We start from the raw sequence: 15,254 nt of genomic DNA, 5'->3' as shown, positions 1-15,254 counted from the left end.
GGAGCGCCGTGCCCGGGGAGCACGGCGGTCGTTTATTCATAACGAATCGCGTCGGCGGGCGACATATTGGTTGCCCGTCGGGAAGGAAGCCAGACCGCCAGCGCCACAACCAGCGTAATCATCAGCGCCACCATCCAGAACAGGAGCACAAAAGGAGTGTTTCCGTTACCCAGAACGCGCGTCAGTTTGGGAGCGACAAAGAATGCCAGAGGCAAGCCGATGACAAGGCCGATCAATAACTGCTTGCCGCCCTGGATCATAAGCATACGTAACAAATTACTTTCAGTGGCTCCCATGGCCATGCGTAAGCCAATTTCCTGGGTACGCTGATTAATCAAGTTGCACATCACCGCATAAATACCCGTTGCAGCCAGTATCATCGCCACCAGGCCGAACAACATGAAAAGATTGGCAATAAAATGCAAGCCGGCCGTATTGCGGGCCAAGCGTTCATTCAACGTCTGGATCTGATTGACGGAAAGATTACTGTCCACCTCACGGACCGCGTTGATCAGGGCGGGCCCGACCGTTTCAGGATGCGGGGCTCGCAGCACCAGCATCAACGAGGGCGCGGGTTGCTGCTCCAGAGAGCGGTACACCGTGGCGCGGTGGCGGAATGCGCTGAAAGGCCGCCCATGAATAACGCTGGGCGTCACCCCTACTACGGTGTACCAGCGTTGGTCATCGGTATCGCGAAATCGCAGGCGCTTGCCAATCACATCACGCTCTCCCGGCCAGAACTGTTCGGCAAAGGACTGGCTGACGACGACCACCTGTTGTGAGTCCTGAGTATCACCGTGGGCGAACTCCCTGCCCGCCATCGGGGTAATACCCATCGCCGACAGGCTGCCCGGCATGACCTGCACATCATTGACCATCGGGTAAGACCAGCGCTCGTTCCTGTTGTTGGTCGACGAGTCGACATCCACCTGGCGCGGCATGGTGAATTGTCCCACGGCACTGGTGGTCAATGCTGCGCTTTCAACCCCGGGAATCGCAGCAGCAGCGTCCTGCAGGCGCTGGTAAAACAGGATACGGCTTGCATCATCAGGGTAATTATTAGCGTTGAGGTAGACTTGCGCGGTCAGGTAGTTACTGGTGTCGACACCGTAATCAGCGCGGGTCGCCTGGTAGACCAGTAATGCGAACAACGCACTGATACACAGGATTGAGCAGGAGAGCCCCACTTCAAAGATAACCAGTATCCGCGAAACCCGACCTGCACCACGGCTCTGCGCACCACGGGTGCCATCACGCAGCACATCATTGAAATTGCCACGGATGATTTTCCAGGCCGGCAATGCACTGGTGAGCACAGCCGTGATGATCACCAGGACAAGGGCATTGAAGACCAACACATTATCGAGTGACAGCTGCCACCAGAAAGGGATCTTATTGGGTACGAAACCAGGCAGTATCGTATTGGTTATCTCCAGCCCCCATGCAGCCAGCAGGACCGCCACTACACCGGACAAAAAACAGATAAACAAGCTTTCCAGCATCATTTGCAGTACCAGGCGGCCCGCAGGAGATCCCAGTGCCACCCGGATCGCGATCTCTTTGGAACGCTCAGTCGTTCTTGCCAACAATAGATTTCCGACGTTACAGCAAGCCAATAGCAGCACAAAACTGACGGCGAGCAACATGACGATAAAGATTGGCCTGGTCTCCTCCCCCATGAAGTTTTCCTGGAACGTCAGCACCTGGGCGGAAAGCCCTTTATTACTTTCCGGGTGCTCCAGCGCCAGTGACTGCATCACCCTGTCGAGGTCGCGGTTGGCATCCTCAAGGGTTACACCGGGCTTCAAGCGCGCATACACCGACACTTCCGGAGCGCCTTTACGCACCAGGTATTGCGAAGGCTCAAGCCGTGAAGGCAGCCACAGGTCATGGAAGAAAGGGAAGGCAAAATTTTGCGGCATGATGCCGACGATACGGGTGTGTATGCCGTTGATCTTGATATCGCGGCCAATGAGTTGCGCATCGGAAGCAAAATAGTTCTGCCACATTGCGTAGCTGATCACCGCGACAGGCTCGGCCCCCGACTGAACGTCTTCCTGATTCAGCACACGTCCTCGAAATGGCTGAACAGCGGCATAGGAAAACATTTGCGCGGTGTTTCTGATGGCCATATAGGAAACGGCCTTGCTGCCATCACTGAGATCCGCGCGCTCGGCGTAGAAATAACCCATATCCTCAAGCTGGGTAGAGCGCGCCTTGATATCGCTGTAGTCCATGAAGTTCAGCCCGGAATCGCTCAGGCTGACACCATTCACGGTCGGATTGACCAGCACCATGTTTTTTCCGTCCGGGTAAGGAAGCGGAGTGAACATAATGGTATTGATCACCGAAAACATATACAGGGTCAACGCCAGTCCACAGGACATGATCAGCACGGTGACAAAAGTGAAGCTGGGGCTTTTCAGGAGTAACCGCAAGGCATAACGAATGTCAAAAAGCATCTTATGCTTCCTTCACCAAGTTCAGTTGCCGAGCCGGTTCCCCATCGCCGACAACCTTTCCGTCAGACAGGACAATACTGCGCTGGGCACGCTCTGCCGAGCGAGGATCGTGGGTCACGATACAGATCGTGGCACCTTCGTGATGCAACTTATCGAGGATATTCAACACCGCTTCGGCATTGTGCGAATCCAGGTTACCGGTGGGTTCGTCCGCAAGCAGGATAGACGGGTTACCGACAATGGCCCGGGCCACTGCGACACGCTGCTGCTGGCCGCCGGAGAGTTGTGAAGGATAATGACGGCTACGGTGGGACATATTGACCTTGGCCAGGGCGTCGGCGACTCTCTGGTGTCGTTCCGTCTTGGAAATGTCGCTGCGGTAGGTCAGTGGCAGTGCGACATTTTCTTCAATCGTCAAATCGCTAATGAGGTTGAACGACTGAAAGATGAAGCCGATGTCTCGATTACGCACCTGCGCACGCTGTTTTTTGGAAATGTTTTCAACATTGTGGCCGGCCAACTGATAAGTGCCGCTCGACGCCGTATCCAGCAGCCCCAGGACCGAGAGCAGAGTCGATTTCCCACAACCTGACGGCCCCGATATGGCCACGTACTCGCCCTTGGAAATGGTGAGCGTGATCTTGCTTAGCGCATGGGTTTCGACTTCATCGGTCAGAAAAATTTTGTTTACGTCAGTCAGTTCTACCAAAGGTTCCATCTTTACTGTCTCCAGGGCATTGTTCCGGTAGCCGGCGCGAGCTGCATCAATTGGCAATTTCAATCTGTTCGGCACCCTGCCAGGCGGTGCTGTCACTGAGAATTATTTTGTCGCCAGCTTTAAGCCCGCTGGTGATTTGAATGTAGTCAGCAGAACCCTGCCCGAAATCCACTTTCATTTTGGTCGCGGAACGATCTTTTTCATCCAGCCGGTAGAGCATAGAGGGCAAGTTATTCTGCGCGAATGGGGGCCGTTCGACATACAACGAATTATTGATTTTCGTCACCGCAATCAATCCATCGACACTCAGATCAGGACGCGCCTCCTGAGGCAGCGGCTGATTGAACGTCACATCCACCTTGACCGTACCGTTGGTAACCGCAGGATCAACCCTCGATAACACACCCGTAAACCGGCTCCGGCCCGTGTTGATCGTGACTGCTTGCCCGATCGCGAGGTCGCGCGACTGCAATTCCGGCACTTTGAGTTCGGCATACAGCTCTTTTTCTTTGGCAAGGCGGGCAATATCACTGCCTACCGTTACCCGCTGTCCGACTTGGACTTTCACATCCTGCAAAATGCCATCTATCGGCGATTTAACCTTGAGCGAATCTACCTCCTGCTGACTCAGGGCAACCTGTGACTCCATTTTGTTAAGGCGCATAAAGTTGGCCTTTATATCCGCCTGGACGCTGAGCTTAAGCGTCTTTAACCGTCGCTCTTCAAAACCGACCTGCTGAGTATACTGTTCAGTCAGAATGCGCGTGGTTTCATATTCCAGCCTCGGCACAGCCAAAATGTATTTTTTCTGGGCAGCAAGACGCAATGTAGATGCAAGTAATCGACTCTTCGCGTCCATCATCAACGCCTCTTGATTGAGAATTTTATTTTGCAGTTCGGCATTTTTGGCCTCGGTTTCTGCCCGGCGTGCGTTAAGTTCCAGCTGGTTCTCCTGAAGTCGCTGTTCCACCGTCGGATTACTCATGACAACCAGTAACTCTCCCTTGCTGACTTTCGTCCCGGCCTTATAAAGGACTTCCTCCACCCGAGCGTCAACGTTCGCCGCGACCCAGTTGATGTCCCACGGTAACAGTACGCCATTGCCCCGAACCTCAACGGCAAAATCACCGTATTTGACCTCGGCAACCGTCACGCTGCTACGAGCAACTTGGTAAGGCGAGAATCGATAGTTATAGATAATCAGCAACAGCGCCAGCAAAAAGACGCCACACGCAATGGCCTTACTGTGCTTTTTCAGTACACGTTTACTTCCCGGCTGCGGGATCGAAATATCCATAATAATACCAATATTAACAATCTGAATAACCAATAGCATATTCCGTGCCAACACGTAAAATTTATGTAACCATATGATATTTAAGCAGTAATAATAAAGACAACCTGTGAGGGGCGTGATGTTCATCACGAGGCGTCTCATTTTCGGAACGGCAGCAAAACGTGCACTTCTTATTAGCTGATTTCCATAGGCAATCCGCACCAACATCAGCAATCCCAATAATGGGACCCAAGATGGCAGCCTGCGAAAAAAATTTCGAAAATGGGATTTTTACTTTCCCTAAATCGAGAAACGCTTAAAAAATACGTAACAAAACAACTACTTGAGCCCGCTAAAAATCTGGCATAGCAATTGCCTATTCATGTGTGAGTTAAAAGCCTATCCCAACAATAAAAAATCTACGCCATTGAGCGCTGCAGAACGGAGTCTGTATGTGGGATCTTAAAATCTCGAACGCTGAAACGACCCTCTTTACAAAAAAAATAATGGACGACCTGTATACACGTCATTTTGAGATCTATGGCAAACATGCGCATACAGAAAAAGCGCTGTGCATTGTCACAGTTATTAACTACATCGTAGAGAATATTTCAGAGGATATTACCTTGGAAGACCTGGAAAAAACCTGTGGTAAAACCCGGTTTGATATATGTCGAATGTTCAACCTGTTTTACAACGTAACGCCGATAAGTGGATGTGGAGAGTCCGGCTGGCGCTGGCAAAGGAGTTCATTCACTTAGCCCCGGAATGGTCATTGACCGATATCAGCTACGCCTGCGGTTTTTCTTCCCTGCCGCATTTCTCTCGAAGCTTCAGTAAAACCTATAATGAAACACCGCTCAAATTCAAACAATACGTGATGAAGTCGACCAGGCAGAAAGCAACGAAAGAGTCTTCTGAGTATGATTTTATCTTTGGCGTGCAACGAAATGATTTCTCACGCAGCATGCTGCTCAACAACATCAACTCTTTATAATCAATAAACCAGCTGAATACGCACGAACCTCAGGTCGCTCGTACAATCGAAAGGCACGAAAAAATCAGCGTCACTGTGCAGCTGTTGCCCTCTATTACCGGGTAAAAGCAGAAGCGACAGTTGAGGCGATAGTCAAACTCGACTAAAAAGAGTGGCGAGCGCTTGAGGGGAAGGCAGAGAAAGGTAGAGGTGGCACCCCGTTATCTTAGTGGCCACCCGCGATCAGCGAACATAAAGCTAACGCTTTGAACGCTTGAGACCTATATTGATGGTGGCGCGCAAGCGCAGTACGGGATCAACCATCGCGAAATAATCTTCTTGCGCGGTATTGTCCAGAAATTTAGAAATACGGCTAAACACCGTAGCATCGCGCAAGGCGCCATTGTGCCCCTTGCCTTCGGTTACAATCAGTTTGCTTTTGTCCAGAACGTGGTTAAGTACCATGGCCTCTTCCAAATCGACACTCACATCTCCCTTGTCATGCAATATCAGAACTGGCTGTTTTATTTTTGCGATTAATTCGGGCCCGATTTTATCAGGGTGCACGCCATAACGTAGCTGGTAGAGCTTTTTCATGGACGTTGCAATATGCCGGGGTAGTTTATTACCAAGAACAAAATTATCCAGCACTTCGCCGAAACTGCAAGGACTGCTGATCAAGATCATTCTTTTGAAAAACAGCCCTTGTAATGCGGCCATGCAGCCTACCAACCCGCCGGACGAGTGTCCGAGAACCACTGAGAAAGGACCGTATTGTCGCTCGATATCGATGACTGCCCTGGACAGATCGTAAAAAGACACGCCCTTCCCCGGGGACACTCCATGTGCCGGCAAGTCAGGTGCAAAGACGGTGTATCCCTTTGCCTGCAAACGCTGGGCAAGGTGCCTGAGCATGATGCTTCGCCCATCCCAGCCATGCAACAGCAATACTTTCTCTGTTTGCTGTACTGATTGAGGGTAAATAAACATCTTCACGAAGGTGTGCCGCCAGGTGAAATTTTCCTGCCGGCACTGGCTGAGCAGCATCATCTCTGCGGGCTTATAGGGCAACGGTCGGGTTTTTTCAAACAGGTGCAATGCATACAGCGCTGAAAGATAGGAAGACATCATGTCCAACGAATAGAGGTCGAACATCCTTATCAAACGGCACACGCGGACATAGTGAGTCGTCGGCCTGACTCGGGCCTTCATTAACAATGTAGGCCGAAGCCGCATCACCACCAGCACGCGAAAGTAATTTTGGTGGATCAGCGAAACGATCAGCAACAGGGGATAGATAACACTAAAGAACATGCTCATTTCCGATTTTATTCGCGAGCCGCCAATACTCGTTGGCAAATGCCAAAAAGTTAATTGTACTGAACATAATGATGATGCTCATGATCGCGCTCAAGTTAGAGAAACGTTCCCAGCCGGCCAATAAAACGATCACCATGAGCAGCTCGATGATCACCGTCAAAATCAATACACGACGCGCCTGATCAAGCTGCTCAAGTAAAGCTTGCAAAGACGCTACGAACGCCGTGAGGAAGAACGTCGGTAATAAAATCAGCATCATCTGTCTACTGGCTTCCCTGATCGTCCCGTCACCTGAAAGAATGCCGATCAGCGCTTCTTCACTAAAGTAGACCCCGGCGGTGAGCACCAGATAAAGCCCACCAATAAACATCAGCCCACGATGCAGGAGCCGTTTCAATTCCTCACCGCCACTGATCGTCAAACGTTGGTTTATCAGTATTGCCAGTGCAGAGCCGCATGCCACGGCGGGAATAACAATAAACATCCTGATCTTGGTAATGATCAGGAACGCGGCGACGTATTGTTCACCCAGCGTTCCAATCAGGGGAAACACCAGCAGCGAACTGAAAAACACCACGATAAAAGACGCAAAGATCGGCAAGCCAACCTGCTGGAGCAGGCCTTTTAATCGCGCAATGAACGCTTGCGGACGGTCGTCCTGCTGCTGACGACCGACACGCCATACCAGCCACGTCGCAACCGGGATCAGCAGGCCGGACGCCAAGGCATTGGCCACGACAATGGAATAGAAGCCCAAACCGTAGACGTGGTAACTGGTGTAGCAAATACCGGCGTTCAGGACGATATAGGCAATCACAAGAAACATGCTCAACGCACTCTTGCCCTGTCCTCGCAGGGCGCTGTTACACATTTCCAGGTGAATGAACGGCAACATCGACAGGAAGTAGAGGGGAAGTGCCTCTTGATAAAAACGCCCACCCGACACGGGAAGCAGCTTCTCCAGCCAAGGCGAAGAGAGTGCGATCGTCCCACTGAGCAAGGCCACAACCAGGACGCCCAGCACGGATAAAATGGACGTGGCCGTCAGCACTTTCTGTTTTGACCAAAGGTTCAAAGACCTGGCGCTGAATACCTGGTTACTGATAGCCAGGCATTCGAGAATCGCCAGGAACAAAAAGCTGAACGGCTGGATCATCGACAACCAGTAAATCGAGGTTGTCTCAGCGCCATGTCCCAAAATAGCGGTCTGGATGTTTTGTGAAAAAGACACTGCGATGGCAACGACAATCATTGGCCAGGCAAGCTTGAGCAGATCCGCAATATCCCGGCCTGCCCCCTGGCGTTGCGACAGAACCAGGCCCGGTGATGTGTTCACACGACCTCCCCCAAGCTATCGCGCCGTGGCATGGCGTAATGCCCCGTCGTTTTGCCATACAGGCTATAAATCATCATCGAGAGATAAGACAGCGTGTGCGTCGCGCCAAGCAGATAGCCATGGCCTCCCATCAATTTCTCCGCTCTGTTGGTCAGCTGGGTGATCTGCCAATGGTCTTCTTCAGCGTCCTGAAAATCCTGCGCCGCGATGCGCATTTCCCATTGCAACGCCATCAGGCTGCAGTGACTGCTCACATCCGCAAACTCGGCTTTAATCAGCTGATGCCGGGTGGTTTTCACACCAAAGCTGCGGCGTGCGGACAAATGCGTCCAGCTCATGCCCAACATGCGCATCAACAGCCCCAAACGCGCGGCGACGGAGACAATGAGTGAGGTGTCATCGGCGGCTACCGCCTGCTCCCCTCCCAGGTGTTGAAGATCCAGGCCAAGAGAGGCAAGCACCCGATCCGCCTGCGTTGATTGACCGGCCGTGACCTCTCGCTCATCCGGTACGAGTTGATAGCCTTGGCTGAACACCCGCCTGGTCTGATCGGGCGATTCTAGACGCAATTGCCGCACTGCTTCTGCGGGCTCATTGCCCGCAAACAGCTGATAAATTCTGTTAAACGAACCCTCAGGCATATGAGTTCTCCAACTGCACGTGCTGCTCAATCCAACTGATCAACTTACCGACCGTGGTAAATGCATCCTGATCGATTTGATCAGGCTCAAACATTAACCCAGGGACTTTTTCTTCGAGTGTCAATAGAAACTGCACAAACAACACCGAATCCAGATCCAAGTCTTCGTTGAAATCGGTTTCCAGACTGACCGACACGGCCGAAGACATAATATCGTTGAGTGCTTCATTAACCGCGGACAGAAGACTTGACATATAAACCCTCGCTATTTTCATTTTTTTCAATTAAAACGCATGACAGCGTAACGCCCATGCCCATGGTGAGGCAGAGAATTCTTTTCCCTGTGAAGTTCTCCAACAGGGCCGACAAGTTAAATAAAATGTCCGAACAATAAGCGTGCCCATACTCACCAATGTGCTCGGTAAACAGGATGCCTTTGAAATTCAATTTGTCGGCGACTCTTTTAAGCATCGGCAGATCCAGATTGCATGGAACGATCGCGTCGATGCTTTCAGCTGGAACATTGAATTTATCCAGCGCGTACAGATAAAAATCATGATAAGCCTGCTCCAGCGACGTATATAACTCGCGCCGGCGCGCAGCAGACTCATGCCGGTGATTGTCATAGAAAGAGGACATGTGCCTTACGGCTGTATGCTTCAAATTCCACTGGGCCGGCCCCGCATTGAGCAGCATCGCCGCCGGAATTTCGGCCAATACGCTATTGTCCAGTCGATTAACAGCACTATGAAAAGCCTTCTCCCCCGTAAGAAGGAGCATTGGCTCGCCCCGCTTAATCGATCTGCTTTTTAATAAGTGAATCGCCGATAAGGCAGACGAGCAATGGTTCAAGCTGACGCTGAGTACTTCCCAATGCCCTATCCCGCACGCCTCGGCAACGTCCTCCAGCCAATGGTTATCAAAGAATGTGTTATGCGTTTGTGTTTTGGCATACACCAGGCAACCCTTGACTTCTTTCACATGAGGATTTGCAATAATCAGCGCGCACAGCGTATCGACAAGCATCTCAGCGAGCGTTCTGGAAGACATCCCGACGGAGTGTAAAGAATAATAACGCTGTAATACCTTGCAAGCACCCGGCTTTAAATCATGGGATTTCTCAAGCGTGCTCAAGGGTTCTAATGAAACACGATCCGGCAACCAACATAAATAATTAAGTGGCAGCATAATGTTCCCGCTGGGGTAATTTTTTAGTGCATATATAAACTACCCACATCGTCCCAGAAACGGATCGCGCTTTTTGCCTCAAATTGCTTAAAAGGCATGATTTTCCCATTTGCAGTTCCCACAAATGGAATTTTTACCGGCTAACGGCGACCTCGCGACGAGATCGCCCTAAAGAACATCATCGCCGGCAGGTCGGACGTTCACGCCAACTCAATACCCGTCGCCTGCCGATACTGCCGCGGCGTGAAACCGGTCAATGCCTTGAACTGTCGTGTGAACGCACTGTGGTCGGTGTAGCCGCACTGCAATGCCACGTCGGTAATGGGAATTTCGGTGTGCAGCAGTCGGTGCGCGTGTTCCAGTCGAACCTTTTGAATCATCTGCCGTGGCGTCAGGTGGAACACGCGCTTGCAATACCGTTCCAGTTGCGCCACCGAAATACCGGCGATCCGCGTCAGTTCACCCAAGGTGATACGGCGATTGAAATGCGCGCGAATGTGTTCATCCACCGCCGCCAGGCGCTGGTACGCCGGATGGCTATCACTGGCCGATTGCAGGTCGACCGAAATCCCGGCCAGGCCCATGATTTCACCGCTGCGGTTATATAACGGGCGCTTATGCGTCAGGCACCAACCTGGCTCTCGACTGCCGTATAAGTGCAACTCCAGTTGGTCTTCCAGGACAAAGCCTTGCTCCAGTACACGACGATCCTGTTCGGTGTAGCCAGGCCCCAATTGTGCTGGAAAGACTTCGGCACTGGTTTTTCCAAGCAGCGGTTGCAACTGTTTCAACCCGCAACGCTGAACCAGCGTGCTATTGGCCATGACATAACGCGCCTTCAAGTCCTTGATAAAGATCGCGGCATTGGGGATTACGTCCAGCATCGGCAACAGTAGTGCCACGCTCGCCAGTAAGTCTTCGAGTGTATCGGGGCGATTCAGGTCGTTTCCTTGGCACAGGACTGCCCATGCGTTCTGCGTCATGACGCTAGTTCTCCCTCTCCGCGGACAAGCAAAAATCCTCCCTTGCGCCCTCTCCGCTCCACAGCTGGCCTTCACTTCGGAGCCGGTGTCGAGGCGCGCGCAAGCAGATTGCCCCAAGGTCTACCCCGTGTCGAGGCCCTCGGCATTGTGCTGATTTCGTCATTTGCAGCCATGGAAAACATCAATCGCAATCGTCCCTGACGCGCTCACTCTATCCGCAGCTTCGGTGGCCTGATGGTGGCAACCGACGGACCGGCACACTTCGAAAGGACAGGTAGATGAAACGAGTGCATGTCATCGACTCCCACACCGCCGGCGAACCGACTCGCCTGGTGATGAATGGTTTCCCCCAACTGCCCGGCCAGACCATGATCGAGAAGCGTGATGCCCTGCGCGATCAGCATGACCACTGGCGCAGGGCCTGCCTGCTGGAGCCCCGGGGCAACGATGTGCTGGTTGGTGCCCTGTATTGCGAGCCGGTCTCGCCGGATGCCACCTGCGGCGTGATCTTCTTCAACAATGCCGGTTACCTCGGCATGTGCGGTCACGGCACCATCGGCCTGGTCAACTCTCTGCACTATCTGGGGCACATCACTCCAGGTGTGCACAAGATCGACACGCCGGTCGGCCCGGTCAGCGCGACGCTGCATGAAGACGGCACGGTGACCCTGCGCAATGTGCCCGCCTACCGCTATCGCCAACAGGTGTCGGTGGAGGTCCCGGGGCACGGCTGCGTCTACGGCGATATCGCCTGGGGCGGCAACTGGTTTTTCCTGGTCTCCGACCACGGGCAGGTGTTGCAACTCGATAACGTCGAAGCCCTCACCGATTACACCTGGGCGATGCTCAAGGCTCTGGAAGCCCAAGGCATCCATGGCGAAGACGGCGCCGTCATCGACCATGTCGAGCTGTTTGCCGACGACGACCAGGCCGACAGCCGCAACTTCGTCATGTGCCCGGGCAAAGCCTACGACCGCTCGCCCTGCGGCACCGGCACCAGCGCCAAACTGGCGTGCCTGGCGGCAGATGGAAAACTGGCGGCCGGTGAGCCTTGGGTACAAGCGAGCATCACCGCCAGTCAATTCGTCGGCAGCTACGAATGGGAAGGCGAGCGTGTCCGCCCGTTCATTACCGGCCAGGCCTTCATGACCGCCGATAGCACGCTGCTGATCGACGAACAGGATCCCTTCGCGTGGGGCATTTGAGCGAACACGCTGCACTTCCCCCTCAAATACATTGAATGAACGCTGCAAGGAGTGACAACAATGAGCGCCAACATCTTCACGGGCTGCATGCCTGCACTGATGACCCCCTGCACCGCCGAGCGCAAACCCGACTTCGACGCGCTGGTGGCCAAAGGTCGCGAACTGGTCGATATCGGCATGAGCGCTGTCGTGTATTGCGGTTCCATGGGTGACTGGCCCTTGCTCACCGAAGCCGAGCGCCAGGATGGCGTGGCGCGTCTGGTCGCCGCCGGCGTTCCGACCATTGTCGGGACCGGTGCCGTCAACAGCCGTGAAGCGATTTCCCACGCGGCCCATGCGGCCAAGGTCGGTGCCAAGGGCCTGATGGTCATCCCTCGCGTGCTCTCCCGGGGTGCCTCGCCGGCCGCGCAAAAAGCTCACTTCGCGGCGATCTTGGAGGCTGCTCCAAATCTGCCGGCGGTAATCTACAACAGCCCGTACTATGGCTTCGCGACCCGTGCGGATCTGTTCTTCGAACTGCGCCGTGAACACCCGAATCTGATCGGCTTCAAGGAGTTCGGCGGTGCTACCGACCTGCGCTACGCCGCGGAAAATATCACCTCGAAGGACGATGACGTCACCCTGATGGTCGGTGTCGATACCCAAGTGGTGCATGGCTTCGTCAACTGCAATGCCACCGGCGCCATCACCGGTATCGGCAACGCGCTGCCGCGCGAAGTGCTGCAATTGGTGGCCCTGAGCAAGCAAGCGGCCAAGGGGGACGCCAAGGCTCGCCGTCTGGCCAGAGAGCTGGAATCTGCGCTGCATGTGCTGTCGTCCTTCGATGAGGGCTGCGACCTGGTGCTCTATTACAAGCACCTGATGGTGCTCAATGGCGACCTGGAATACGCCCTGCACTTCAACGAAACCGATGCGCTCAGCGATGCCCAACGGCGCTATGCCGAGACCCAGTACACGTTGTTCCGCCAGTGGTACAAAAACTGGTCGACCGAACAGAACGTCGCCTGACCTCACCCTGACTGCGCCCGCTGTGAAACCGCCCGGTTTTGCAGTCAGGGCCACTTTTTTCCAGGAAGCGCCATGACTCTGCCTGCTGCACATAACCCGCACGACAACGCGGACATTGCCGTGGTCGGCGCCGGCATCATCGGCGTCGCCTGCGCCTTGCGGCTGGCACGCCAGGGCCTGCGGGTGGTGGTCATCGACCAGCAAGACCCTGGCCGGGGCGCCTCGTTTGGCAATGCCGGGCATCTGGCGACCGAACAGGTGTTCCCAATCGCAGACCTGTCCATCCTCAAGCGCCTGCCCACCATGCTCATGGACCCGATGGGCCCGCTGCGCCTGGACTGGAAATACCTGCCGCGCGCCCTGCCCTGGTTCACGCGCCTGTTGCTGAACCTGCGCCATGCCCCCTTCCAGCGGACCGTCGCCGGCCTGCGCGCACTCAACGAAAGCAGCCTGGGCGCCTGGCACCGACTGCTGGAGGACATTGCCCGCCCCAATCTGCTGCGCGAAGACGGCTCGTTGCTGGTGTTCGAACGGGCCGACTCGCATAAAGCAATCGAAGCGCTACAAGCACGGATGCGCCATCAACACGTACCGATCGACTACTGGCACGCCAACGCGGTGCGCGAGGCGGCGCCACAACTCAGCGAGCGAATTCAGGGCGGTCTGTTCTTCCCGCGCACCGGGCATTTTCTCGACCCTTACCGGGTGGTCTGCGAACTGGTCCATGCCGCCAAAGCCTGCGGCGTGCACTTCCTCAAGCAACAGGTCCTGGGCGCACACCTGCAGGAGCACGGTGTCTCGCTCATCACCGACCAGGGCCGTTTCACCGCCCGCCAGACCCTGATCGCCTGCGGTGCTCACTCCGCGAAGCTGACGGCAGCGCTGACCGGCAAAAAAGTACCGCTGGATACCGAGCGCGGTTATCACCTGATGTTGCCCCATGAACACGGGCGGTTGCCGTTCGCCGTCACCTCGCTGGAGCGCAAGTTCATCATGACCCCGATGGACGATGGCCTGAGATTGGCCGGCACCGTCGAGTTCGCCGGCCTCGAGCGAGCTCCGCTGATGGAGCGTGCCTGGCAGTTGCACCGATTGAGTGAAGGCCTGTTCAAGCGTGACTTGAACGCTGAGGCGGCCACGCCGTGGATGGGGTTTCGCCCGTCCTTGCCGGATTCCCTGCCGATCATCGACCGGGTGTGCGACGGCAAGGTGCTGCTCGCCTTCGGTCACCAGCACCTGGGGCTGACGCAGGCGGCGGTCACTGCCGAACTCATCGCGCAACTGGCTTCGCCCGCGCCTCATCCCCATGGATTGCCGGCGATTGCGCCCTACAGACTGGATCGATTCTGAAGATCACCCGCCGCCGGGCGGGTGTGGCAAGTTTCAAGCACTGGCATACACTGCGTACACCCCATGCAAACGAATGACTGTTCAACGGATCGTCAGGTCCTCGGCAATCCGGGCATCCCGTAATGATCTGGGTGAAGCCAACATGAAAACGGTCACGGCCCTTTTCACCTGTCTGCTCGCTGCCAGCGTGTGCGCGGCGGCGAGCACCTGCGCCCACGCTGCGTCCCCTCCCGGCATCGACTGCGCCAAGACCAGGGTGGCCGTCGAAAAGCTCATCTGTCGTGACCCACAACTGACGCAGATGGATATCGAACTGACGCGTCTTTATCGCCTGGCGCTCACCGATGAACGTTCAGTTCCGCCCCCGGACAAAGTCATCATCGACCAGCAGTTCTGGATCGATGCCCGCAATGGGTGTGCCTCGGGACCGGAGCAAAAGATGTGCATCATCCGCAGTTATGCCGAGCGTGCGCACCAACTGCGCCAAGGCTCGGCCATCGTGAGAACCAAGGATCCAGACCGACTCACCGAAGGCCCGCTGGCGTATCGCTGCGCAGGGTTCAACGCGCTGATTGCCGCCACCTTCTTCAGCACGCAACCGGGTGTCGTGTACCTGAAATGGGCCAACACCGCGATCACCCTGAATCAGGTGCCGAGCGAGTTGGGCACCCGCTACACCGGCAAGGATTACCAGGGCAACTACAGCTTCTGGCAGGACGGCGGCGTAGTGCTTTTCCAGAAGCCAGGCTCACGGGAAATGAGTTGTACGGTCGAGCCGGTCGGCTGATATCG

At 54.8% G+C, this 15,254-nt stretch carries 14 protein-coding genes; 5 read left to right on the top strand and 9 right to left on the bottom strand.

What is annotated here, in order from left to right:
* Positions 1 to 32: 32 nt before the first annotated feature.
* From K0F88_RS04325 to K0F88_RS04315, 3 genes are read right to left on the bottom strand one after another with little or no spacing between them, the layout of a single operon-like run.
* Positions 33 to 2,462, bottom strand: coding sequence for an ABC transporter permease (locus tag K0F88_RS04325; protein ID WP_219094162.1), 2,430 nt, complete (start codon positions 2,460 to 2,462; stop codon positions 33 to 35).
* Position 2,463: 1 nt separating this feature from the next.
* Positions 2,464 to 3,243: an ABC transporter ATP-binding protein gene (locus K0F88_RS04320; protein ID WP_257605180.1), complete on the bottom strand. Its 780-nt coding sequence runs from the start codon at positions 3,241 to 3,243 to the stop codon at positions 2,464 to 2,466.
* Positions 3,227 to 4,603 carry an efflux RND transporter periplasmic adaptor subunit gene (locus K0F88_RS04315; RefSeq protein ID WP_257605179.1) on the bottom strand — a complete coding sequence of 459 codons (1,377 nt, stop codon included), beginning with the start codon at positions 4,601 to 4,603 and terminating at the stop codon, positions 3,227 to 3,229. Before K0F88_RS04315 ends, K0F88_RS04320 begins: the two co-directional genes overlap by 17 nt.
* A gap of 523 nt (positions 4,604 to 5,126) precedes the next feature.
* On the opposite strand from K0F88_RS04315, the gene K0F88_RS32235 reads away from it, so the two are divergent.
* On the top strand, positions 5,127 to 5,453 hold the full coding sequence (locus K0F88_RS32235; protein ID WP_257605178.1) for a helix-turn-helix domain-containing protein: 327 nt from the start codon (positions 5,127 to 5,129) through the stop codon (positions 5,451 to 5,453).
* Between the two features lie 237 nt (positions 5,454 to 5,690).
* On the opposite strand, the gene K0F88_RS04305 is transcribed toward K0F88_RS32235, so the two are convergent.
* The 6 genes from K0F88_RS04305 to K0F88_RS04280 form a co-directional block, all read right to left on the bottom strand.
* The gene (locus tag K0F88_RS04305) at positions 5,691 to 6,746 is read right to left on the bottom strand and encodes an alpha/beta hydrolase (protein ID WP_219094160.1); all 1,056 of its coding nucleotides are present in this window, start codon (positions 6,744 to 6,746) and stop codon (positions 5,691 to 5,693) included.
* A complete protein-coding gene (locus tag K0F88_RS04300; protein WP_219094158.1) occupies positions 6,736 to 8,088 on the bottom strand; it encodes an MATE family efflux transporter in 1,353 nt (450 codons plus the stop codon). Before K0F88_RS04300 ends, K0F88_RS04305 begins: the two co-directional genes overlap by 11 nt.
* Complete coding sequence (locus K0F88_RS04295) at positions 8,085 to 8,729, bottom strand: hypothetical protein (protein WP_219094156.1); 645 nt, start codon at positions 8,727 to 8,729, stop codon at positions 8,085 to 8,087. Before K0F88_RS04295 ends, K0F88_RS04300 begins: the two co-directional genes overlap by 4 nt.
* The gene (locus tag K0F88_RS04290; protein WP_219094154.1) at positions 8,722 to 8,982 is read right to left on the bottom strand and encodes an acyl carrier protein; all 261 of its coding nucleotides are present in this window, start codon (positions 8,980 to 8,982) and stop codon (positions 8,722 to 8,724) included. The genes K0F88_RS04295 and K0F88_RS04290 overlap by 8 nt, the downstream gene beginning before the upstream one ends.
* On the bottom strand, positions 8,957 to 9,916 hold the full coding sequence (locus K0F88_RS04285; RefSeq protein ID WP_219094152.1) for a 3-oxoacyl-[acyl-carrier-protein] synthase III C-terminal domain-containing protein: 960 nt from the start codon (positions 9,914 to 9,916) through the stop codon (positions 8,957 to 8,959). The genes K0F88_RS04290 and K0F88_RS04285 overlap by 26 nt, the downstream gene beginning before the upstream one ends.
* A 200-nt stretch (positions 9,917 to 10,116) precedes the next feature.
* On the bottom strand, positions 10,117 to 10,899 hold the full coding sequence (locus tag K0F88_RS04280; RefSeq protein WP_219094150.1) for an AraC family transcriptional regulator: 783 nt from the start codon (positions 10,897 to 10,899) through the stop codon (positions 10,117 to 10,119).
* Between the two features lie 278 nt (positions 10,900 to 11,177).
* Between K0F88_RS04280 and K0F88_RS04275 the strand changes: the two genes are divergently transcribed.
* From K0F88_RS04275 to K0F88_RS04260, 4 genes are all read left to right on the top strand, one after another.
* Positions 11,178 to 12,104, top strand: a complete 927-nt coding sequence (locus K0F88_RS04275; RefSeq protein WP_219094148.1) for a 4-hydroxyproline epimerase — start codon at positions 11,178 to 11,180, stop codon at positions 12,102 to 12,104.
* 60 nt (positions 12,105 to 12,164) lie between these two features.
* Positions 12,165 to 13,112, top strand: a complete 948-nt coding sequence (locus K0F88_RS04270) for a dihydrodipicolinate synthase family protein (RefSeq protein WP_219094146.1) — start codon at positions 12,165 to 12,167, stop codon at positions 13,110 to 13,112.
* A gap of 72 nt (positions 13,113 to 13,184) precedes the next feature.
* Positions 13,185 to 14,462, top strand: a complete 1,278-nt coding sequence (locus K0F88_RS04265) for an FAD-binding oxidoreductase (RefSeq protein ID WP_219094144.1) — start codon at positions 13,185 to 13,187, stop codon at positions 14,460 to 14,462.
* A gap of 142 nt (positions 14,463 to 14,604) precedes the next feature.
* The gene (locus K0F88_RS04260) at positions 14,605 to 15,249 is read left to right on the top strand and encodes an MliC family protein (RefSeq protein WP_094467483.1); all 645 of its coding nucleotides are present in this window, start codon (positions 14,605 to 14,607) and stop codon (positions 15,247 to 15,249) included.
* The last annotated feature ends 5 nt before the right edge of the window (positions 15,250 to 15,254 follow it).

The sequence above is a fragment of the Pseudomonas sp. UMAB-40 genome (genome assembly GCF_900095275.1).
In the GTDB taxonomy this organism is placed as follows: Bacteria; Pseudomonadota; Gammaproteobacteria; order Pseudomonadales; family Pseudomonadaceae; genus Aquipseudomonas; species Aquipseudomonas mandelii_B.
The sequence above is the reverse complement of the archived record's forward strand: the minus strand, read 5'-3'. Positions and strand labels throughout refer to the sequence as shown.